Raw genomic sequence first — 21316 nt, 5'->3', positions numbered from 1 at the left:
ACCATGCCAAAAAAGAGGGCTGAAAGATAAGTAGATTTACATCTTAGCAGGTTTTTAAATTTAGAATAGAGCGCGGTCTACTTTCAGCAGCCTGACAGCGGGGTCCCAAAGATCTCTGCTAAAATACTATCCTCCCCGGTCAAGACTGGAGAGTCACAGCTAAGATCAAGAGATCATTACAAGCAACTGGTCTATGTTTGTTTTATTGTTCCAACGCCTCAATAATTTACGTAATATTTTAAAGAACCATTAATCAAATGAAATGGACTCATCCCAAACTTGCCAGCGTCTACAGTACATTGCATTGACCGCCCTAGGTATTCGTGCTGGTTGGGCAAGGCGAAGGATTTAAAAATGGCCGCCATTTTGCTGCTTTTCCAGGGTTAGTCGCCAAACAATATTCAGCGGTAATGTGATGTTTGCCAGGGATTAGTAAGCGCGGCGATACCTATATGCGTTAGTTACTTATTCTGGTCGAGCTGTTGCTCGTACTCTAGTAAGAAAAATGATACGGGAAAGACTACCCTTATCCACCATAATCATCCATAGCCTTCATAACTTTGTTGACATCTTCCTCAATAATTTTGTTGATTTCCGAAATATGATCAGAATACCCAACAGATTCAACAATTAAAGTAGCGACTTCCTCATAAAAAGTATCTCGTTCCTGATGCTGTTTTTCCAATAAACTTTTTATATCATCCACCGGAAGCGATGGAACCCGACCATTTTTCATACGGCCAAGCTGCGTTGGTATAGAGACTTTCAAATAAACAACAAATTCTGAGGACAATAATTTTCGACATTGTTCGCTCGATACAACACATTCCTCCAATAAAACGACAACGTTTTCTTTTCCGATACAATGTGAAATGATGTCTGCTTGACAGCGATTGAATGCTGCTTCTCCTTGCTCACCCAGAATGTCTCTTGTAAGTCGTCCAATATAACGTTCAATACTTGGATTTGCATCAACAAGTTGCCATCTTAATTTTTTAGCCAACGCTTCGGTAAATATAAACTTACCTGCTCCCATGTGACCCACGATGAAGATGCGATTTATCATTTGTTAATACCCCCCCTAAGCCAGATATTTGTTCATAATCAAGACTCTTTAAAGCAAAAAACCCTCAAATACTGCCTTTCTACGATATTGAGTAATTTAAGTGTTGTGCAATGAGTATGCCGCTTCCCTTGTTCTAATGCACGAATCATTGCATGATTAAACATTCAACTAATTGGCTGACGCAGAGCGACAACCAGGTTTCCATCTCATTAATGAGGAAGTTGTTTGGCATTTAGGGCAGCGAGGTTTATAGAGAAAAAAATAAATAAATCCAGACTACTTCCCAGATGTCAGCAAAGACGACGATCCGGACTACGCTTAATTATTCTTCAAGTACAGACAATATATTTCCTGCCGGGTCCTTAAACCAGGCAATATTTGGACATTCTCGTTCTGAAGTGCTTCGGAAAATCCCTTTGTGATCGGTTTGCAATTCTCCGGTGTATTGTTCAAATTTAATCCCTTTAGCACTAAGTACATCTACCGCCCTATCAATATTGTCTACTGGAAAGTTTAAAATGGTATAGGTGGCCGGTTGGTGCTCTTGTTTTTGATATATAAAAATCTCTGCGCCAGTTGGCAAATGTAATATTAATCCTTTTTGCTCTTCTTCAGTAACATTTAAGCCTAAAGTGTTAGCATAAAATGCCTTGGCTTTTTCGAGATTGTCCACTGAAAAACCACTAAATGCTTTTGATTGATTTAACATTTTTCACTCCTGTCTTGTTCGTTAATATCCTTATTCTTCTATGGTAAGTATAGTCAACCTCTATTAGCACTTATGTACTTAAGCATTGCGTACGAAGGGAAAGACGGGTTACCAATTCATTAAGAGGATTTATTTGGCATTTAGGACAACCAGGTTTAGAGTAATCCAGACTCATTCCTGGATGTCAGCTAAGCTGTCATTCAGGCTACACTTTTTTATGAATCGTTAACTCCTTGCTCGCAACTACCTCTTCTTCATTAACTACCGCATAGCTTTATTTCACACCGGCAAGAAGTAAACCCTGATCCGTGAGGGTAGTGGTTTGAGGGCAGAGAATATCTAAATGATAATTAAGTTTTCTCGATCCAAAACCCAAATGCAAGCAATTGTTTAAACCGCCATAAGGCTCGCTTGCTGCAAGGTTTTCAGGTAAGAGTTGAATATTTTTATTAATGCCAAACCCTACTTCAATTACCTTTCTTAACTGAGGATCATGAGAAAAAAATTGCTCTAAAGCTAAAGCTGTCTGATTATTTTGAGTTAATGGTATAACTTTTTCCACTATTCCATTATTAATATAAATTTTCACTGGATTTTTATAGATTTCCGCCAAAGAATGGTACATGTTATGCTGTTCATCTAGAAATGATTTTTCAAAAGCAAATAAATGAAGAATAACAGTGCTATCAAAGACAATTTCACCTTTCATCTCCAAACATGGAATTATATCATCCTGAAGCAGAGTAGATACCAAGGCAATTTCGCCATAAGGTGCGCGAATTGACTCCCCTTTCAACACCAAGCCGATGTTTTCGCTCCATAAATAATCTTCTCTAAAAAATAGAGTTGCCGAGGTCCCATAAAGTTTGTTGGTGAAGATAAGATGATCTGCGGTAGACAACGCATCAAAAAAAATGTCAGTTGAGTGTTCGAGTTGCTCGACTGATGTACAATAAATGTTATTTAAAATATGTTCTAATGTTTGAAAATTGACTGGAGTTTGTAAATTAACAAGGACATCCACGAATCGTTGATTGGGTTTAAGATTTCCATCTACTGGGTAACAATCAACTAACGGACTTTGATATGGAATAAAAAGAATATCGGTGTCATCTTCTATATGCTTAACGAACTCATCTAATACAACATTTGGAGGAAGTATTTTAACGAAAAAATTTGCATAAGTTTGACATTGATTAATATCAATAAGTCCATTTAGAGAAGGAGGAATAAGCAAGCAAAAATTGCTTGCTTTCTCCTTAAAAAACATGGGAAGTTTATCAGGCAGAAGAGTAATTCTTTCTGTCATTCTACTTCTATCCATCCTTTTTCAAATTTTTTTGCTCCAGCCACGAACCTTTTTCGGTTAAGCTGTTTCGCTTTGGGAGATTGCATTAACTTCTTATCTTTATAAGAGGATTTATTTAACATACACAACCCCTAATTAAATCATGGTTCTTATATTATAGCCAAAATATTAAAAATTATTGTTAGTTCCCTAGTTATACAACACTGCATAAACTCAACAAAGGCAATTGTAAGTGACTTTGAAATTTCGGATGAAACAATAGCTAACATTTTCATAGGGGCTTTTTTACGCTGTATCACAAATTACATCCTACTTATTTATAAATATCATCCTTAATATTCCTCTTTTGGCCCCTTATTTACTCCATTACTTTATTTATTAAAATATATTTAGCTTCAAAACATAGCATTTTGTAGCAAAACACTATATTATTTTATTTTTGGGAGGGCATATGGGCATAGTTAAAATTTCTGATGAGTTACATGAAGCGACTAAATTGATGGCACGAGCAATGAGTCGCTCCATTAATTCACAAGCTGAGTATTGGATTAGAATAGGAAAACTGGCAGAAGAAAATCCTACTATTACTTATGCTGAAATTCTTAAAATTTTAGTACATCAAGCATCATTAGGTGAAATATACGATGTTAGTGAAGACGCCTGAAGAAATAGAAAAAATGCGAGTTGCTGGTCATTTGGCTGCTTCTGTACTTCAAATGATAGAACCTTATGTGATTGCAGGTATAAGCACGAATGAGCTTGAAAAAATTTGCCGACAGTATATTCTCGAGGATTTAAAAGCCACTCCTTCAACCTTAAACCATTATGGGTTTCCCGCATGCATTTGTACTTCCATAAATCATGTGGTTTGTCATGGCATCCCCTCCGATAAGGTACTTAAAAATGGGGACATTATTAATATTGATGTCACTGTACAGAAGGACGGTTATATCGGTGACACAAGTAAAATGTTTCTTGTTGGCGATGTAAAACCTTTTGCTAAAAAATTAGTTACTATTACACAAGAATGTCTCTATAAAGCCATTTCAATAGTGCGTCCAGGAATTCGGATTGGAGACATAGGAAACATAATTCAAAAACATGCGGAACAACACAGGTATTCAGTCGTACGCGAATATGGCGGCCATGGAATTGGTAGATCCATGTGGGAAGAACCTAATATCATGCATTTTGGCAGTCCCAATACCGGTTTACAATTACAAGCCGGCATGACGTTTACCATTGAGCCGATGCTCAATTTAGGTCGTAAAGAAATTAAAACTTTGGGAGATGGTTGGACAGTTGTCACCAAAGATCACAAATTATCTGCACAGTGGGAACATACAATTTTAGTGACTGATACTGGATATGAAGTACTTACTTTAAGGCCAGATGAACTTGTATAGAAAAAATTTGAAATTGCTGATTTTAGAAAAATATGCCGCTTGGAAATTAAAATGAATTAGATAGACATTTTCAACCTGGTCCCAATCAAATCAGATTGGGACTTTCAATAGGGAATTAATGTTAGTCAAAAATTGTCAGTCCGCTTCCCAATGTACATTGAATTTGATAACTTTTGACCGAGCTATAATCTTTAGCTTGCATGAGTGTCATAGTAAGCATTGCCTGTCCGTCTGCTCTCAGATTGAACTTACTATAAATAAAAGCCGGCGTGTCCGGTAAAGCTGGATCATTCATCGTAAAATGTCTATCGGAAGCAGTGATTCGTTGGTTAGCAATCAACATAATGGCATTCGGTTTTACAGCAGTAATTACATCTGGTAATTTGCTGTCAGAAGTACATGCTTTTGCTGTCCAAACAAAGGTCAACAGCTTTCCAGTTGTAACTGCTTTGGCAACTGCTGAGAAAGACTTTAACTCTTCGGCATAGCTATTTAAACTTAGTATTGCTAATATAGTGGTGAAATATTTCTTCATCGCATCCCTCTTTTTGTAAAAAATTAAATCCTTGGCTTGCATGATTCCATATGAAACATGGCAGTGCTAGAGTTTATCGTGATTTTATAACCATTAAAAGAACGAGTCTTGTGCAAAAAACTTTAAAGTATCTTATCGTCTAATTTATCTGCTACACTAATTAATCACCCTCATTGAGGACAGGCCTCAACATAAGATAAAGGATTATCTATGCGCAATGTCTTTTTTTTAATTATTCTTTTATTTTCCACAGAATGCCTTGCGGAAGAAATACGTGAGATAGCCATTACTATTGACGATTTGCCACTGGTGGGCGCAAGAATGGATACACCAGGCAATCGCCAACGTGCAACCGAACGCTTTGCAAAAATAATTCAGGCCCTTACGGAAAATAAGGTGCCCGCAACAGGTTTTATTATTGCAGGGTCAATAGCTAAAGGCGAGATGGATTTTTTGGAGCAGTTCAAACAAGCAGGCTTCATGCTGGGAAATCATACCTACTCTCATTATAACTTGAACCAAACAAGCGCAGAAAAATACATTGCTGACGTGGACAGAGCCGATAAAAAACTATCCCTCTTGCTTACTGAACCAAAATATTTCCGCTACCCTTATCTTGCTGAAGGTAATAAACAAAAAAAACAAAAAGTTCGCGATTATCTGGCAGAACATCAATATATTATTGCTCCAGTGACAGTTGATAGCCTGGATTTTCGATTTAATGAAAGAATCTATAGAGTCCCCTACCGAGAACGAGAAAATTACATCCAAAAAATCAAACCAGAATATCTCGCATTCATCTGGAAACAAACTCTTAGAGCAGAAAAAAGAGCTAAGGGGAAACCTGTAAAACAGATTCTGCTCATTCATGCCAATATACTCAATAGCTATTTATTAAATGATATCTTGAAAATGTATAAAGAACATGGCTACACGTTCATCAGTTTAACAGACGCACTCACCAACCCTGCTCCCGCAATTACCTTCCCTGCGATTACTGAAGAGAAGCAAGAGCACACAAATGATCCTTTAGAAGAGGATTTATTTTCAATTTGGGGTGATTAAAATTGGCCATTTAAGCTGCAGCCAAAGGGGCTTCAAGGAGACTCTTGCTAGTTTCCTGGCATTGCAGCTACCCAGATGAGCTAATTATTGTAACTTGGAACCATGCTCTGAGCCATGCTCTGAATCATGTTCCGAACTATCTATCCCTGCAGATTGTTTTAAGTAATTTTCAAAATTTTTTAATAAATCCTCCATTTCATCCGGCCCTAACCTTTTACTTCGAGGTCGTGGTTCCTCATCTTGCAATTTTTGGATTTGCTGTTTCCTAAATAATTCAATTCGCTCTTGAATAGGAGGTGGGGCAATTTGATCGTATACCAGGAAGGTAGCTTCAACCTTGCTCTTTTTTTTGATAAGTTCATCCATGGATATCATTTTATCTTTAGAAAATGAATAAAAAGTTGGAAAATCGCAAATTCCAGGGTAATCTCCTTCCCCTTTATCAAGTTGAAAATCAATAAATTGCAATTTGCCATCAACTTTTTGTCCATAAAGATAATGAGATACTCCTTCGGTCATGCAATACCAGAAACAGATAATGCCTTGATTATCTTTAATATCTTTTAAATTTTCTTTGAGATCCTCTACAGTTTTACCACCTTTAGAATCAAACTTAATCTTTTGTACAGGATTAATTCCCTTTTTTTGTAGGGCCTTGTTCATACCAGCCATTTGATCTTTTGGTTGAAGTGCCAAATTATGAACTGCATCCGGGTTGTAATAACGAACAAAAAAACTCTCAATGTAGCGGTCGGGTCTATAATATTCTTCATCCTCCTCCTCTCCCTCTTTTTTATTCTCCGCTTCAAGTTGCTTTCTTAACTCCGTCACATTAACTCCATAAAAGGGAGCAACTGCACATAAAGAGCAATTATTATTGGCTTCAATTTTATGAGCATTTGCTTGGCGGAACAATTTAACGCGTTGTTCGAAGACTCTGTCATTTTCGGTTTCTTTTTGTGGCGGGAATACAAAAATATCATTGTCGGCATTATTAATAGCTCTTCTTTTTTCTACCTCTTTCGCCTGCTTCAGTAAGGTTAGTATCCTTGAATTGCTTTCCATAGTACCCTCTTCCTACAATCCACTTGTTTTACTTATGATTATTATAGGCGGGTTTTACCGTAAAGGTTAAATAATGATCAAATTGAGCATATAGAAATTAACTTTATGATGAACTGCAAATGTAATACTTATCATTAGATTCTGAAAAATAACAGAAGACAACCAGTGAACTATTGCCTTTTATCAATACTAAGTTCTTACAGCAGCTGATAGCCATCCATCTAGATGGCTATCAGCTTATTTAAAAATAACATCCAACACCTTCAAAACCAATGAGTTGACATTTTAATGAATCATTGAGCTGATAGACTGCAGTACCATAACTGACAGTTATCTTCCCTGATTTTGTTTGCCTTAGTTTAGGATGCATGTAAGTAAATTTTGGTTCACAAGATTTTTTAATGGGTAACCAGTGTCCTTTCCCTTTTTTTATCGCGGTATTAGGTTGATAAACACCTTCCCCGCAAGGGATTAATTTTAACTCATCCGCTTTAGGTACCGTTAGGATAAAATCATAGTTAGCCATCGCAGCTTTGACCGCATTTTCAGCGTCCAAAATACCATGGCCACAGGGTTTTTTTCCAACACAGGAATTATTTTCATCCGTTGTTTGTCCAAAACCATGGGTGGTTGCATAAAGAATTTGCTCTACTTTCTCCGGCTTAATATCGCCATTATTTATGGCAAAAATTAGTCCGGCTACGCCAGCTACATGCGGCGTAGCCATACTGGTACCTTGATAAAAATCAAAGCCCGAATTTTGATAACCACCACCAGGGTTAACAGTCGATAAAATGCCTCCTTTCCTGCCATACTTCAAATCTCCGCCAGGGGCTGCAAATGAAACACTAGGCCCATAGTTGGAGTAATACGCTCTAAGCCCCGCTGGTCCCGTTGCAGCTACTTTAATTGTAGAATTACAAACTGCAGGCGCATTATAATGCTCCCAGCGGTTATCATTCCCAGCTGCGGCAGCAACGACCGCCCCTTTCTTGCGCACATAAAAAAGAGCTTCTTGCAAAGCTTCATCACAATGATCGATTTCTTTACCTGGCCGTTCATCTACACCAAAACTCATGTTAAGTACTTTGGCTGGATAAAGATTAGTTGGAACGCCAGGTACTTCGCCACCAACAGACCAATAAATGGCATTAATGACCTGACTTTCATAAAACATACCTGACGCATCGGGGATTTTAACAGCTAATATTTTTAAATCTTCACCCATTCCTGTCATAACGTCGCCATAACCTGCGATGGTACCCGCAACATGAGTCCCATGATAAGATCCTGTTTCATCATGTATATCACTATTGTTTGCCGCGAAATTCCATCCCCAAACGTTACCTTGTTGATCCTTTACTAAATTATTGAGTAAGCTATTGTTAAAAGCTATTCCTGTATCAAGAACTGCAACAACAATTGGTTTTGCTGCCTTACCGGTGGTATAAGCCCATGCTCCATCTCGATATCCAGACGCTGATTCAAGCATAACACCCGCAGGTCTTGTGAATTCATCCCACTGTGACTCATGTGATAAAAGATTCAATGGTGAGATTTCATCCATTAACGTGGGTAATGGCTTAAAATAGCCCACTCTGTCTTCTACTGCATAAGCTATTTTGGGATTCTTACGTAATCGATATAACATGTTTGCCAGTAACTCTTGCCTATCCTTGTTGCTTTTTAAATCTTGTGTTTTATAAATTAAGGAATAAGCCCCTCCTGCCATTGGTGTCAGCGATGCTACAGGCAAATGAGCCAAATTACTTAACTCAATTTTTAAAGTAGCTGCTGCAGCTGAGGGATCTTTATATTTTACAATCATGTGCACCGTATTTTCTTTAGCCATGACTGGCGACGTCAGTGCGAAGAGCGTGAGCCCTAAAAGTCCTAATGGGTAACGCATGCATTCTCCTTTGCTATAATTTGAGTTCCCACAAATAGTATGCAAAAGAAAATAGTACTCTGGAAGTAGATTATTATTTCCTCATGCGTTGGCGTTTTATTCTGACTTCAACAGAAGATTCTTAAGATGCTTTCCTTGATTATGCTAATGCTGCATCAAGACTACCTATATAAGCAGACAATCCCCTCTCAGGAGATCCCTCGCTGCGCTCGGGATGACAAGGAGAGCCAGGGATGGCGAGAGAAGTTTCAGAATGACGGAGAGTTTCAGGATGGCGAGGAGATAAGGTCTTAAGGCTTCAAAGCGGAGCCTGTAGCCCCGTCATCCCGAGCGCAGCGAGGGATCTCCCAATAGTGGCACAATTTTAAAGTCGCGATGGTATAACTCTTTAATTTAGGATTCCATTCATTAATTAGCACTTGTTCTTTTTCCAGGACAATTCTCATAATAAATCAGACAATCCCCCATCTCAGGAAATCCCTCGCTGCGCTCGGGATACAAGGAGAGCCAGGGATGGCGAGAGAAGTTTCAGAATGACGGGAGAATTTTAGGATGCAGGGAGTTTCAAGATGCCAAGGGAGATTGGGTATTAAGTACCACAAAGCGGTACTTAATACCTGATGAGTAAGCTAAATCCTACGTTTTTAATAACGATAATGCTCTGGTTTATAAGGACCGTTCACGGATACACCGAGATAATCGGCTTGCTCTTGGTTCAACTTGGTTATTTTTGCTCCGATACGAGCCAGATGAAGTCTTGCAACCTTTTCATCCAAATGCTTAGGAAGCACATAAACCTGATTAGCATAGTTGTTGCCATGTTGAAATAATTCAATTTGGGCCAAGACCTGGTTAGTGAAGGATGCAGACATAACAAAACTAGGGTGACCGGTCGCACAACCTAAGTTAACCAGACGTCCCTCAGCAAGAATAATAAGGCGCTTGCCATCAGGAAATATGACATGATCAACCTGCGGTTTGATATTTTCCCAAGTGTATTGACGCAAACTTTGAATATCGATTTCTGAATCAAAATGTCCAATGTTACATAAAATGGCTTGGTGCCTCATACGCAACATGTGCTCATGGGTTACGACATGATAATTTCCGGTCGCGGTCACCAGAATATCAACTTGCTCGGCTACATCATCTAGAGTAACTACGCGATAACCTTCCATTGCTGCCTGTAGGGCGCAAATTGGATCAATTTCACTAATCCAAACGGTGGCACCCTGGCCGCGCAACGCTTGAGCGCAACCTTTACCTACATCGCCATATCCAAGAATTAATGCAACTTTACCGGCTATCATGACATCTGTAGCACGTTTTAAACCATCCAATAAAGACTCTCGACAACCATATAAGTTATCAAATTTGGATTTGGTAACGGAATCATTGACATTAATTGCAGGTGTTTTCAATTGACCTTTTTTAGCCATTTCATAAAGTCTGGCAACTCCCGTGGTTGTTTCTTCGGAAACACCTTTAATATCGGCAAACATTTCAGGATATTTTTGATGGATAAGCTGCGTTAAATCACCACCATCATCCAGAAGTAAATTAGGAGTCCAGCCATTAGGGCCATGGATAGTTTGTTCAACACACCACCAATATTCCTCTTCAGTTTCGCCTTTCCAGGCAAATACAGGCACACCTTTAACAGCAATTGCTGCCGCTGCATGATCTTGTGTGGAAAAGATATTACAGGAAGACCATCTTACTTCAGCACCCAACGCCTGCAATGTTTCGATCAAAACCGCAGTTTGAATAGTCATATGCAAACAACCAGCAATACGTGCTCCTTTTAGAGGTTTTTGACTGGCAAACTCTTCACGTAAAGCCATGAGACCAGGCATTTCTGTTTCTGCAATAGCGATTTCCTTACGGCCCCAATCAGCAAGTGACAAATCTGCAACTTTAAAATCTTGGGCTGCATCGTTTTGTTTAGTCATAATATCAACTTGTTTCATAAGTTTTCCTTTTTCTCAAGGAGTTATAGAGCCTTTCTTAAAACATCGACTTTATCTAAGCGTTCCCAGGGAAATCCTTCACGACCATAATGACCGTAGCTTGCGGTTTGACGATAAATAGGTCGTAAAAGATCGTGATGATCGATAATTCCTTGAGGGGTCAAATCAAAATGCGTATTAATTAAATCAATAATTGCTGGCTCTGGAAGACGGCCAGTCTCATAAGTATTAATGCTAATAGATGTTGGCTCAGCCACACCAATAGCATAAGACACTTGAATTTCACATTTATCAGCAATGCCTGCAGCAACGATGTTCTTCGCAACATGGCGCGCTGCATAAGCGGCTGAACGATCAACCTTGGAGGGATCTTTGCCTGAAAAACAACCACCACCATGTCGAGCCATACCACCGTAGGTATCAACAATAATTTTTCTTCCTGTTAAACCACAATCGCCAAGCGGTCCACCAATAACAAATCGACCTGTAGGATTAATATAATATCGTGTATGTTGCGATAACCATTCGGAAGGCAATACTGGTTTAATAATTTCTTCACGCACTGCTTCTATTAAATCTTTATGACTGATATCAGGCGAGTGTTGTGTCGAAAAAACAACTGTATCAATGGCAATTGGTTTACCCTGTTCATATTTGAAAGTTAATTGACATTTCGCATCAGGACGAAGCCAGGGTAATTGCTTGTTCTTCCTTAAAGCAGCCTGCTTTTCCATGAGACGATGAGAATAGGCAATCGGAGCAGGCATATACACATCGGTTTCGCGACTGGCATAGCCAAACATCAATCCCTGATCACCAGCACCAAGTATTTTTGTTTCTTTATTATCGACGCCACGCGCAATATCAGGTGACTGTTTGCCAATTGCACTGAGTACCGCACAAGAGGCCCAATCAAAACCCATTTCTGAACTGTTATAGCCAATATCCTTAATTACTTCACGAACGATTTCTTCTACATCAACCCAGGCGCGAGTGGTGATTTCTCCACCCACCATCACCATACCGGTTTTTACAAAAGTTTCACAAGCCACACGTGCATGGGAATCTTTAGCTAAGATAGCATCAAGAATAGCATCTGAAATTTGATCAGCTATTTTATCAGGATGACCTTCTGAAACTGACTCAGACGTAAAAACATGAAAATCACTCACACTATATCCTCTTTAGTTGCTGACTTCATTAGCGAAATAAATTGATCAAAAATTACCGCAATATCATGGGGACCAGGACTCGCCTCTGGATGACCCTGAAAACCTATAGCAGGTTTATCCCTATGCTGAATTCCTTGCAAACTTTGATCAAACAATGAACGATGAGTTACTTGTAAATAGCTAGGTAACGATGACTCATCGATAGTAAAGCCATGGTTTTGACTTGTGATAAAAACTCGTTGAGATTCACTTAATTCAACCACGGGATGATTAGCACCGTGATGACCAAATTTCATTTTAATTGATTTGGCTCCACACGCTAAAGCTAAAATCTGAAAACCTAAACAAATCCCCAAAATGGGTATATTATCTTCCAGAAATTGGCGAGTTGCCGCAATTGCGTAATCACATGCCAACGGATCTCCTGGACCATTTGACAAAAAAATGCCGTCTGGATTCAGAGCCATTACTTCTGCAGCCGATGTTTTTGCGGGAACAATTGTAATATAGCAACCTTTATCGTGCAGAATTCGCAGTATATTATGTTTTACACCAAAATCATAAGCGACGACATGAAACTGATTGGGTTTAGATTCATCTCCCCAATTACCGCGCCCTTCATGCCAGCGCTCAATGGTTTGCCTTGAGACTTCACAAGCCAGATCCATGCCTTCTAAGCCAGCAAAGGCTCTTGCTTTTCCCAAGGCTAGCTCTGGTTGTTGAACATTGGTACTAATACAAGCATTTATAGCCCCATGTTCACGCAATCTTAATGTAAGTTGTCGTGTATCTATCCCAGCAATGGCAACTATTCCTTGTCTTTTTAACCAATCCGGCAGGGTTTGTTCAGCACGATAGTTGCTTGAGTACATAGAACATTCACGTATGACCAATCCTGATGCCCAAACTCTTGATGACTCCATGTCTTCCGTATTACAACCTGTATTCCCAACGTGAGCGGTAGTCAATGTAATTATCTGTTTCGCATAAGAGGGGTCAGTAAGCATTTCTTGATAACCAGTCATCGCTGTATTAAAAACCAGCTCACCTACGCAATCTCCACTGGCGCCGATGGACACGCCTTCAATAATGGTGCCATCAGAGAGAACTAAAATTGCTGGTTTATTGAACATATGGAAAACTCTTAAGCTAGTGCGGGCAATGCTTTGTTTCGTATAAACAAAAATCTTATTGCACGCACGATGACTGCATAAATGCAAATTGTACAGCAGGTTTGCTAAAATTTCATGTCTTCAAAAAATTTTTTTACGCCATCAAACCAGGAACTTGAACGTGGTGAATGGGTTTTTTTACTGCTATCAAGAGAGTCTTGCAACTTGGTGAGTAATTCCTTTTGCTCTTTTGATAAATTCACTGGTGTTTCAACCACAACTCGGCACAGCAAATCCCCAGTCGCATGGCCGCGGACAGATTTCATACCCTTTCCTCGTAAACGAAAGGTTTTCCCTGTTTGTGTTTCACCGGGAATTTTTAAGGTAACTCGTCCTTCTAAAGTGGGAACTTCAATGGAACCACCAAGCGCTGCAGTTATGAAGCTGATAGGTACCTCGCAATAGAGATCACTTTCATGACGCTCAAAAATCGAATGAGCTTTGATGTTAATTTGCACATATAAATCCCCTGCAGGTCCGCCATGCATGCCGGCTTCACCTTCACCACCGAGACGTACACGGTCACCATTATCAACACCAGCAGGAATTTTCACGGTTAATTTCTTACTTTCTCTTGTTCTTCCTTGCCCATGGCAGCTTTGACAAGGATCGGTAATGACTTTGCCATCACCATGACAACTTGGACAAGTTTGTTGAATAGAGAAAAATCCTTGTTGAATCCGCACTTGCCCTACACCGTTACAAGTTTCACAAGTTTTTGGGGTCGAGCCTTTTTTCGCACCAGAACCATCACAAGTTTCGCAAGTTACATGTCGTGGCACGGTAATTTCAATTTGCTTGCCTACGGCAGCTTCTTCCAAAGTAAGCTGCACATTAAATTGTAAGTCGGCACCGCGTTGCGCTCTGGATTGTCGACCTTGTCCACGACCTCCAGAGAAAATATTCTCAAAGATATCTTCAAAAACATCGCCAAAGCCACCAAAGCCACCACCAAAACCGCCATGCCCACCCATAGAAGGATCAACACCAGCGTGACCAAAGCGATCATAGGCAGCGCGTTTTTGTGGATCAGAAAGGACTGCGTAAGCTTTTTGAATTTCTTTGAATTTCTCTTCTGCGTCCTTGTCGTTAGAGTTACGATCCGGATGATATTTCATTGCCAATTTGCGATAGGCTTTTTTTATTTCGGTCTCCTCAGCACCGCGACTAACACCGAGAAGTTCATAATAATCCTGCTTTTCCATAACTCTAACACCAATTAAAGATTAAACTATTTTACCATTATACTAGAAGTACAAAAAAGAAACAGGGAACGCATAGCATCCCCATTCTTTTTTAAACGCTAATGGTGCTCATATTATAAACACCATCAATTGTAACTCGTTACTTCTTATCGTCCTGGACTTCCTCAAACTCAGCATCAACAACGCCTTCATCAGCCTGTTTTGCTGGTTCTTCAGTGGCTTTTGTTTCATGAGGTGTTTCTGATTGAGTTTCAGCAGTTTTCTTTGCATAAACACGCTCAGCCATTTTACCGGAAACGTTAGTCAAGACTTTTAATTTATCTTCAATCTGAGCCTTATCATTACCTTTCATCGCTTCTTTTAACTCGGTAATTGCTGTTTCTATACTGCTTTTCTCATCAGCTGATAACTCACCCTCCAAATCCTTCATAGATTTTTCGCTACTATGAATCAGGCTATCAGCTTGGTTACGGATATCAGCCATTTCCTTGAATTTCTTATCTTCTTCCGCATGCGCTTTGGCATCTTTAACCATTGCGTCAACTTCTTCATCACTTAAACCACTAGACGCTTTAATCACAATGGATTGTGCTTTACCAGTCGCCTTGTCTTTAGCAGATACATTTAAAATACCGTTAGCGTCAATATCAAAAATAACTTCAATTTGTGGTACACCACGTGGTGCAGGTGGAATATCAGTTAGATCAAAACGACCTAACGATTTATTTGCAGAAGCTTGCTCGCGCTCACCCTGTAAGACATGAACCGTTACCGCTGTCTGATTATCGTCAGCTGTAGAGAACACTTGGTTTGCTTTGGTTGGAATGGTTGTGTTTTTCTCAATAAGCTTGGTCATAACACCACCCAACGTTTCAATACCTAATGATAACGGAGTTACATCAAGTAATAGGATGTCTTTCACATCGCCAGACAATACAGCAGCCTGAATTGCTGCACCTACAGCGACAGCCTCATCAGGGTTTACATCTTTACGTGGCTCTTTGCCAAAGAAATCCTGCACTTTCTTTTGCACCATAGGCATACGTGTTTGCCCGCCAACGAGAATAACCTCGTTAATTTGAGAAACATTCAAACCAGCATCCTTCAGAGCAATCTTACAAGGTTCAATAGAACGCTCAACTAATTGTTCAACGAGAGATTCTAGTTTTGCGCGCGTTAACTTAATGTTTAAATGTTTAGGACCTGATGCATCAGCAGTAATATAAGGTAGGTTCACATCAGTTTGTTGCGCAGATGATAATTCAATCTTTGCCTTTTCAGCCGCATCTTTCAAACGTTGTAAAGCTAAGGGATCATTGTGCAAATCAATGCCAGTATCTTTCTTAAATTCTGAAGCCAGATATTCAATTAATGCGAGGTCAAAATCTTCACCACCCAAGAAAGTATCACCATTTGTTGCTAATACTTCAAATTGGTGCTCCCCATCAACTTCAGCAATTTCAATAATTGAAATATCAAAAGTCCCCCCCCCCAAGTCATAGACTGCGATGACTGAATCACCACGTTTCTTGTCCATCCCATAGGCAAGTGCCGCAGCAGTTGGTTCGTTAATAATACGTTTTACTTCAAGTCCTGCAATTCGACCGGCATCTTTAGTGGCTTGACGTTGTGAATCATTAAAGTAGGCAGGAACCGTGATGACAGCTTCCTTCACTTCTTCGCCAAGATAATCTTCGGCAGTTTTTTTCATTTTACGTAAAACTTCTGCTGAAATTTGTGGTGGCGCCTTGTCTTGGCCTTTTACACGTACCCAGGCATCGCCGTTGTCCGCTTTAATAATCTTGTAGGGAACCATTTTTATATCTTTTTGCACAACTGGATCATCAAAGCGACGACCGATCAAACGTTTCACCGCAAAAAGTGTATTATCAGGATTAGTAACTGCTTGACGTTTAGCTGCCTGACCAACCAAAACTTCATTGTCATCAGTAAAAGCGACAATAGAAGGAGTCGTACGGTGCCCTTCGCTATTTTCAATTACACGTGGTTTATCACCTTCCATTATCGCTACGCAGGAATTTGTTGTACCTAAGTCGATTCCGATAATTTTTGCCATTTATTCTTGCTCCAGATAGTTTTTATATTGCAATGTTTTTCATATGGGGTGGAATTTATAAATTTCAAGCTATCCACTATTTAAAACCAGCCAATATCGAATATGTATGGTAAGTCTTGCCTGTTTTGTCTGAAATTTAATTATCTATCCACTTGATAATTAAGCTTTTTCGTCAACAGATTTTGCTTTAGAAACCACGACTCGTGCGGGACGAATAACCCTGTCATGCAGTTTATACCCCTTCTGAAACACAGCAAGAACTGTATTAGGCGCAGAGCCTGCAACCTCTTGCATGGACATTGCTTCATGTTCCTGGGGATTAAATGGTTCACCGAGGGGATCAAGCTGTTGAACACCATTTTTTTCCAAAACATCCAAAAACAACTTCATGGTTAATTGTAATCCCTCATGCATGCTCGTGTTCTTTTCTTTTTCGGAAAGTTGTAAGGCTTGTTCCATGCTATCAGCCACTGGTAAGAACGCTGTGAGTAATTTTTCTACTCCGTAACGGTGTGCGTTCGAAACTTCACGCTCTGCTCGCCGGCGAACGTTTTCTAATTCGGCAACAGCTCGAGCTGCTTTTTCCCAATTTTCATGGGCTTTTTGCTCAGCAGACGTTAATTTTTCTTCAAGTTCGATATAACTTGGATGCTCCAAAGCATGCTCATTCATGTCTAATGAATCTTCATCCTCACTTAAAGGCGCTTCTTCATCTTCATCGTTCCAAGAGTCTTCTTCGTGTGACTCTTTAATTTTACGCCAGTTTTTTTTATTATCTTCGCTCATTGTCAATTCACTCCCGAATAAAATGATGGCAGTAAGTTGGGGACTGTTCATAAAAATTCAAGTCCTATATAAAATTAAGACTGCCATTTCTTTCCTAACTCAGCCTTTTTATTACATTTAATTATATAAGTATAACTTGCTAGAACTGTTCATTCATCGCATACTCGGTATTATAGATAATCAAGGAGTTCTTTTTTATGCGCGAATGGTCGCCAGTTTCTTGGCAGGAATTTTCTTATGAACAAGCAGCCAGTTATCCGGATGAAAATCAACTGGCTAAAGTTGTTGAACAACTGAGTCAACTTCCTCCCCTTGTTACCAGCGGAGAAATTAAAAATTTAAGGCAGGCAATTGCTCGGGCAGGACGCAGAGAAGCGTTTATTCTTCAAGGTGGAGATTGTGCTGAATCGTTTAATGATTGCCGTTCAGACATTATTACCAACAAACTTAAGATTTTATTACAAATGAGTCTTATCTTGTTGCACGGTATGCGTAAACCCATTGTGAGAATAGGGCGTATTGCTGGTCAATATGCGAAACCCCGCTCTTCAGATTATGAAACAATTGGTGGAGTCACTTTACCGAGTTATCGTGGTGATTTGGTTAATTCCCAGCAGTTTGATGCTGACTCACGCATCCCCAATCCTAAATTAATGTTACAGGGTTATAGTTGTGCCGCCATGACGCTAAATTTCATTCGAGCACTACTAGACGGTGGATTCGCCGATTTAAATCATCCCCAGCGTTGGGATTTACGCTTTGTCGAACACTCCCCACAAGCTGATGAATATCATGCCATCGTTCATTCACTTTCCGACTCCCTGGCTTTTATTGAGGCCATTGACGGTTTGCGTGATAGCACACTTAATAAAGTAGATTTTTATACCTCTCATGAAGCCTTGCATCTCCATTATGAACAGGCATTAACTCGACGCCTGCATGATGGCTTATGGTATGACTTATCAACTCATTTACCCTGGATAGGCATGCGCACAGCCAAGTTAGAAAGTGCTCACCTTGAATTCCTACGGGGCGTACAAAATCCAATTGGCATCAAAGTCGGACCAGCCGCTACCAAAGAATGGTTAACTGAAGTAATTAAGGTTCTTAACCCTCAACGAGAGGAAGGTCGAATACTTCTTATCACCCGTTTAGGAGCTAAAGACATTCAAAAATTATTGCCCCCGCTTATTGAAGCAATAAAAACCACAAATTGTCCTGTTACTTGGTCCTGCGATCCCATGCACGGTAATACGGAAACAACACCTGATGGCATCAAAACACGACATTTCGACAATATTTTGTCAGAACTCCAGCAAGCCGTTACAATTCATCGTGAAATGGACAGTTATTTAGGTGGCGTTCATTTTGAGCTAACGGGTGATAATGTGACTGAATGCATTGGCGGAGCACGCGGGTTAAATGAAGAAGATCTCAAACGAGCTTATCGTAGCTTAGTTGATCCTCGTCTAAATTATGAACAATCCTTAGAAATGGCCATTCAATTAAGTAAGCAATTTAAATCGCTGCAGCGCAGCTAAGTTATATAAACCTGTTCCAGGATAGCCTGGCGTCTTCTGGAATGGGTTTTGTCCGCTTTAGGTTGTTTTAGGATGAGAATATTGGTTTTAAAAAATCAGGGATTCGCTGATCCAGCCAATAAATCGGCATTCCTGGTACATGCCCCGCAATAAAACCGACATGTCCACCGGTAGCACTCAACTCAAGTATAATATCAGATGATAACTCTTTCTCACTGGGAACAACTTCAGGAGTCATAAATGGGTCATCTAATGCGTGAATAATCAACGTTGGGGTGGCAATATGACGCAAATAAGAACGAGAACTTGCCTCGCGATAATAAGCATGGACATTGGGAAACCCATGTAAGGGAGCAGTGACAAATTCATCAAAAGTCCAAAAACACTGCCATTTGTCAATATTCTTTAAGGGTTCTGGTAAGTCATTGCTGAAAACTTGTCTTTTACGCTCAAAGACCTCTTTCAAACGACGTAACAAATAGCCTTGGTAAATTCGGGAGAAACCTTGGCTAATCTTATCGGCAACAAAACGTAGCTGAAATGGTACTGAAACTGCAATTGCTGTCTCAAGTATTTTTTGCGGTCCATTCTCTCCTAACCATTTAAGTAAAACATTGCCTCCCAACGATACACCGATGGCAGCTTTTTTTGTATGAGGCTCACGTTTTTGCAGGAGCTGCAGAAAAAAATTTAAGTCCCCTGTATCCCCAGAATGGTACGCGCGGGCCAAGCGATTAGGTTCCTTACTCGCTCCACGAAAGTGCATAAGCACAGCACGCCAGCCACAACTGTTTAATGCATGCATAAATCCAGCGACATAGGCAGACTCGATGCTACCCCCTAAGCCGTGCAGTATTATAACCAAAGGACTATCGCTTTCCTGGTTATTTACAGCCCAGGCCAAATCAATGAAATCACCGTCCGGTAATTCAATCCGTTCAGTTGAATTAACTGGTGCCTGCAGGCGACGAGTCAGCGTAGGAAATAGCGTTTGTGCGTGTGAATTTGATAACCACCAAGCTGGCCTAAAATCACTATTAATGATCATAGTTATTCTCCATGATAAGCGGGACTTAACTCATGCACTGCCTCAATCATCACTGTTACGTGTTCCGGAGATACATCCGGGGTAATACCATGCCCTAAATTAAATACATGTCCAGTGCCTGCGCCAAAGGAGGCCAGCACTTGTTCAACTTGCTGACGGATGCATTGAGGAGTAGACAGCAAGACAGTTGGATCAAGATTCCCCTGCAATGCCACCTGATCACCCACAAGCAAACGCGCAGTGCCAATTTCTGTTGTCCAATCTAAACCCAGTGCATCACAACCACTTTGTGACATTTGTTTAAGCCATTGTCCCCCCCCTTTGGTAAATAAAATGATGGGAATATGCGGATGTTTCTGCTTTAAAGCCTTAATGATCGTTTCCATATAATGAAGAGAGAATGCTTGATAGTTTTTCGCAGTTAAAATCCCTCCCCAAGTATCAAATAACATCACAACATTCACGCCTTGTCGTATTTGTTCGTCAAGATAAACAGTGACAGCTTCGGCAAGCTTTTTTAATAGGAGGTGAAGTGCCTTGGGTTCAATATAAAGTAAACGTAAAATTTGTTTAAAATCACGGCTACTTCCCCCTTCAACCATATAGCAAGCCAAAGTCCAAGGGCTACCAGCAAAGCCAATTAAAGGCAAATTTTTAGGCATTTCATGGCGAATTAGACGTACCGCTTCCATTACATAGCTTAATTGTTCAACAGGATTTGGAATCTCTAATGCTGAAATCTCTTCGATGGTACGAACCGGTTTATGGAAAGCAGGCCCCTCTCCTTCAGTAAAGTACAGGCCCAATCCCATTGCATCTGGAATAGTTAATATATCGGAAAATAGAATTGCTGCATCGAGAGCATAACGAGATAAAGGTTGTAATGTAACTTCACAAGCTAACTCAGGGTTCTGGCATAAATTTAAGAAACTTCCAGCCTGTTCTCGCACACGCCGGTACTCTGGTAAATACCGTCCTGCCTGGCGCATAAACCAAACCGGGGTTCGTTCAACAGGTAGGCGCCGTAGAGCGCGAATTAATAATGAATCCTGAATATTGTCCATAGCAATTTTTTTACAGTTAAAAGTACCAAGGATTCTAACATTGTAGTGGATAAAATACAGATGGTGCTTTTTGTTGCTCTTCCATAAACGACAAAAAATTAGAACGGCTTTATAAGAAAACGTATCCACTCTGTCGCTTAAATTGACGGTTCTTAACAGCAAATTACCCCGTGTAAATGTTTCGCTAAACAAAGAAATTTTGTTTTAAAGATAGTTT

19 protein-coding genes are annotated in these 21316 nt (G+C 39.9%); 4 read left to right on the top strand and 15 right to left on the bottom strand.

Annotation, left to right across the window (positions count from 1 at the left end; all coding sequences use genetic code 11):
* Positions 1–526: 526 nt before the first annotated feature.
* The 4 genes from PXX05_RS01690 to PXX05_RS01675 form a co-directional block, all read right to left on the bottom strand.
* Complete coding sequence (locus PXX05_RS01690) at positions 527–1066, bottom strand: shikimate kinase (RefSeq protein WP_275089319.1); 540 nt, start codon at positions 1064–1066, stop codon at positions 527–529.
* Between the two features lie 322 nt (positions 1067–1388).
* Entirely contained in the window at positions 1389–1775 is a 387-nt protein-coding gene (locus PXX05_RS01685) for a VOC family protein (protein ID WP_275089318.1), read from the bottom strand.
* A gap of 274 nt (positions 1776–2049) precedes the next feature.
* The gene (locus PXX05_RS01680) at positions 2050–3084 is read right to left on the bottom strand and encodes a hypothetical protein (protein WP_275089317.1); all 1035 of its coding nucleotides are present in this window, start codon (positions 3082–3084) and stop codon (positions 2050–2052) included.
* Positions 3081–3206, bottom strand: coding sequence for a hypothetical protein (locus PXX05_RS01675; protein ID WP_275089316.1), 126 nt, complete (start codon positions 3204–3206; stop codon positions 3081–3083). Before PXX05_RS01675 ends, PXX05_RS01680 begins: the two co-directional genes overlap by 4 nt.
* A 329-nt stretch (positions 3207–3535) precedes the next feature.
* Here PXX05_RS01675 and PXX05_RS01670 point away from each other — a divergent pair, with 329 nt between their 5' ends.
* Together PXX05_RS01670 and map are read left to right on the top strand one after the other, a co-directional pair.
* Positions 3536–3748, top strand: coding sequence for a ParD-like family protein (locus tag PXX05_RS01670; protein WP_275089315.1), 213 nt, complete (start codon positions 3536–3538; stop codon positions 3746–3748).
* Positions 3729–4490 carry a type I methionyl aminopeptidase gene (gene map / locus PXX05_RS01665; RefSeq protein ID WP_275089314.1) on the top strand — a complete coding sequence of 254 codons (762 nt, stop codon included), beginning with the start codon at positions 3729–3731 and terminating at the stop codon, positions 4488–4490. Before PXX05_RS01670 ends, map begins: the two co-directional genes overlap by 20 nt.
* Positions 4491–4611: 121 nt before the next feature.
* Here map and PXX05_RS01660 read toward each other — a convergent pair whose 3' ends face one another.
* Positions 4612–5067, bottom strand: coding sequence for a VirK family protein (locus PXX05_RS01660; protein ID WP_275089313.1), 456 nt, complete (start codon positions 5065–5067; stop codon positions 4612–4614).
* Between the two features lie 168 nt (positions 5068–5235).
* Here PXX05_RS01660 and PXX05_RS01655 point away from each other — a divergent pair, with 168 nt between their 5' ends.
* The gene (locus PXX05_RS01655) at positions 5236–6090 is read left to right on the top strand and encodes a polysaccharide deacetylase family protein (RefSeq protein WP_275089312.1); all 855 of its coding nucleotides are present in this window, start codon (positions 5236–5238) and stop codon (positions 6088–6090) included.
* A gap of 84 nt (positions 6091–6174) precedes the next feature.
* Here the strand turns inward: PXX05_RS01655 and PXX05_RS01650 are convergent, their stop codons facing one another.
* From PXX05_RS01650 to grpE, 8 genes are all read right to left on the bottom strand, one after another.
* Positions 6175–7155 carry a hypothetical protein gene (locus PXX05_RS01650; protein WP_275089311.1) on the bottom strand — a complete coding sequence of 327 codons (981 nt, stop codon included), beginning with the start codon at positions 7153–7155 and terminating at the stop codon, positions 6175–6177.
* Positions 7156–7396: 241 nt separating this feature from the next.
* Positions 7397–9064 carry a S8 family serine peptidase gene (locus tag PXX05_RS01645; RefSeq protein ID WP_275089310.1) on the bottom strand — a complete coding sequence of 556 codons (1668 nt, stop codon included), beginning with the start codon at positions 9062–9064 and terminating at the stop codon, positions 7397–7399.
* 644 nt (positions 9065–9708) lie between these two features.
* Positions 9709–11016, bottom strand: coding sequence for an adenosylhomocysteinase (gene ahcY, locus PXX05_RS01640; RefSeq protein WP_275090445.1), 1308 nt, complete (start codon positions 11014–11016; stop codon positions 9709–9711).
* 41 nt (positions 11017–11057) lie between these two features.
* Positions 11058–12206 carry a methionine adenosyltransferase gene (gene metK / locus PXX05_RS01635; RefSeq protein WP_275089309.1) on the bottom strand — a complete coding sequence of 383 codons (1149 nt, stop codon included), beginning with the start codon at positions 12204–12206 and terminating at the stop codon, positions 11058–11060.
* On the bottom strand, positions 12203–13339 hold the full coding sequence (gene carA / locus PXX05_RS01630) for a glutamine-hydrolyzing carbamoyl-phosphate synthase small subunit (protein WP_275089308.1): 1137 nt from the start codon (positions 13337–13339) through the stop codon (positions 12203–12205). The genes metK and carA overlap by 4 nt, the downstream gene beginning before the upstream one ends.
* Positions 13340–13443: 104 nt before the next feature.
* Positions 13444–14583 (bottom strand): molecular chaperone DnaJ, encoded by a 1140-nt coding sequence (gene dnaJ, locus PXX05_RS01625; protein WP_275089307.1) that lies wholly within the window; start codon positions 14581–14583, stop codon positions 13444–13446.
* 139 nt (positions 14584–14722) lie between these two features.
* Positions 14723–16660 carry a molecular chaperone DnaK gene (gene dnaK, locus PXX05_RS01620; protein ID WP_275089306.1) on the bottom strand — a complete coding sequence of 646 codons (1938 nt, stop codon included), beginning with the start codon at positions 16658–16660 and terminating at the stop codon, positions 14723–14725.
* A gap of 159 nt (positions 16661–16819) precedes the next feature.
* Positions 16820–17497 carry a nucleotide exchange factor GrpE gene (gene grpE / locus PXX05_RS01615; protein ID WP_420844605.1) on the bottom strand — a complete coding sequence of 226 codons (678 nt, stop codon included), beginning with the start codon at positions 17495–17497 and terminating at the stop codon, positions 16820–16822.
* A gap of 146 nt (positions 17498–17643) precedes the next feature.
* Between grpE and PXX05_RS01610 the strand changes: the two genes are divergently transcribed.
* A complete protein-coding gene (locus PXX05_RS01610) occupies positions 17644–18987 on the top strand; it encodes a 3-deoxy-7-phosphoheptulonate synthase class II (RefSeq protein ID WP_275089305.1) in 1344 nt (447 codons plus the stop codon).
* Positions 18988–19054: 67 nt separating this feature from the next.
* Here the strand turns inward: PXX05_RS01610 and PXX05_RS01605 are convergent, their stop codons facing one another.
* Positions 19055–20035: a hydrolase gene (locus PXX05_RS01605; protein WP_275089304.1), complete on the bottom strand. Its 981-nt coding sequence runs from the start codon at positions 20033–20035 to the stop codon at positions 19055–19057.
* 2 nt (positions 20036–20037) lie between these two features.
* Entirely contained in the window at positions 20038–21099 is a 1062-nt protein-coding gene (hemE, locus tag PXX05_RS01600; RefSeq protein ID WP_275089303.1) for a uroporphyrinogen decarboxylase, read from the bottom strand.
* Between the last annotated feature and the right edge of the window lie 217 nt (positions 21100–21316).

The organism is Legionella cardiaca, from assembly GCF_029026145.1.
Taxonomy (GTDB): domain Bacteria; phylum Pseudomonadota; class Gammaproteobacteria; order Legionellales; family Legionellaceae; genus Tatlockia; species Tatlockia cardiaca.
Note: the sequence above shows the minus strand (reverse complement) of the source record. Positions and strands in the feature narration are given on the sequence as shown.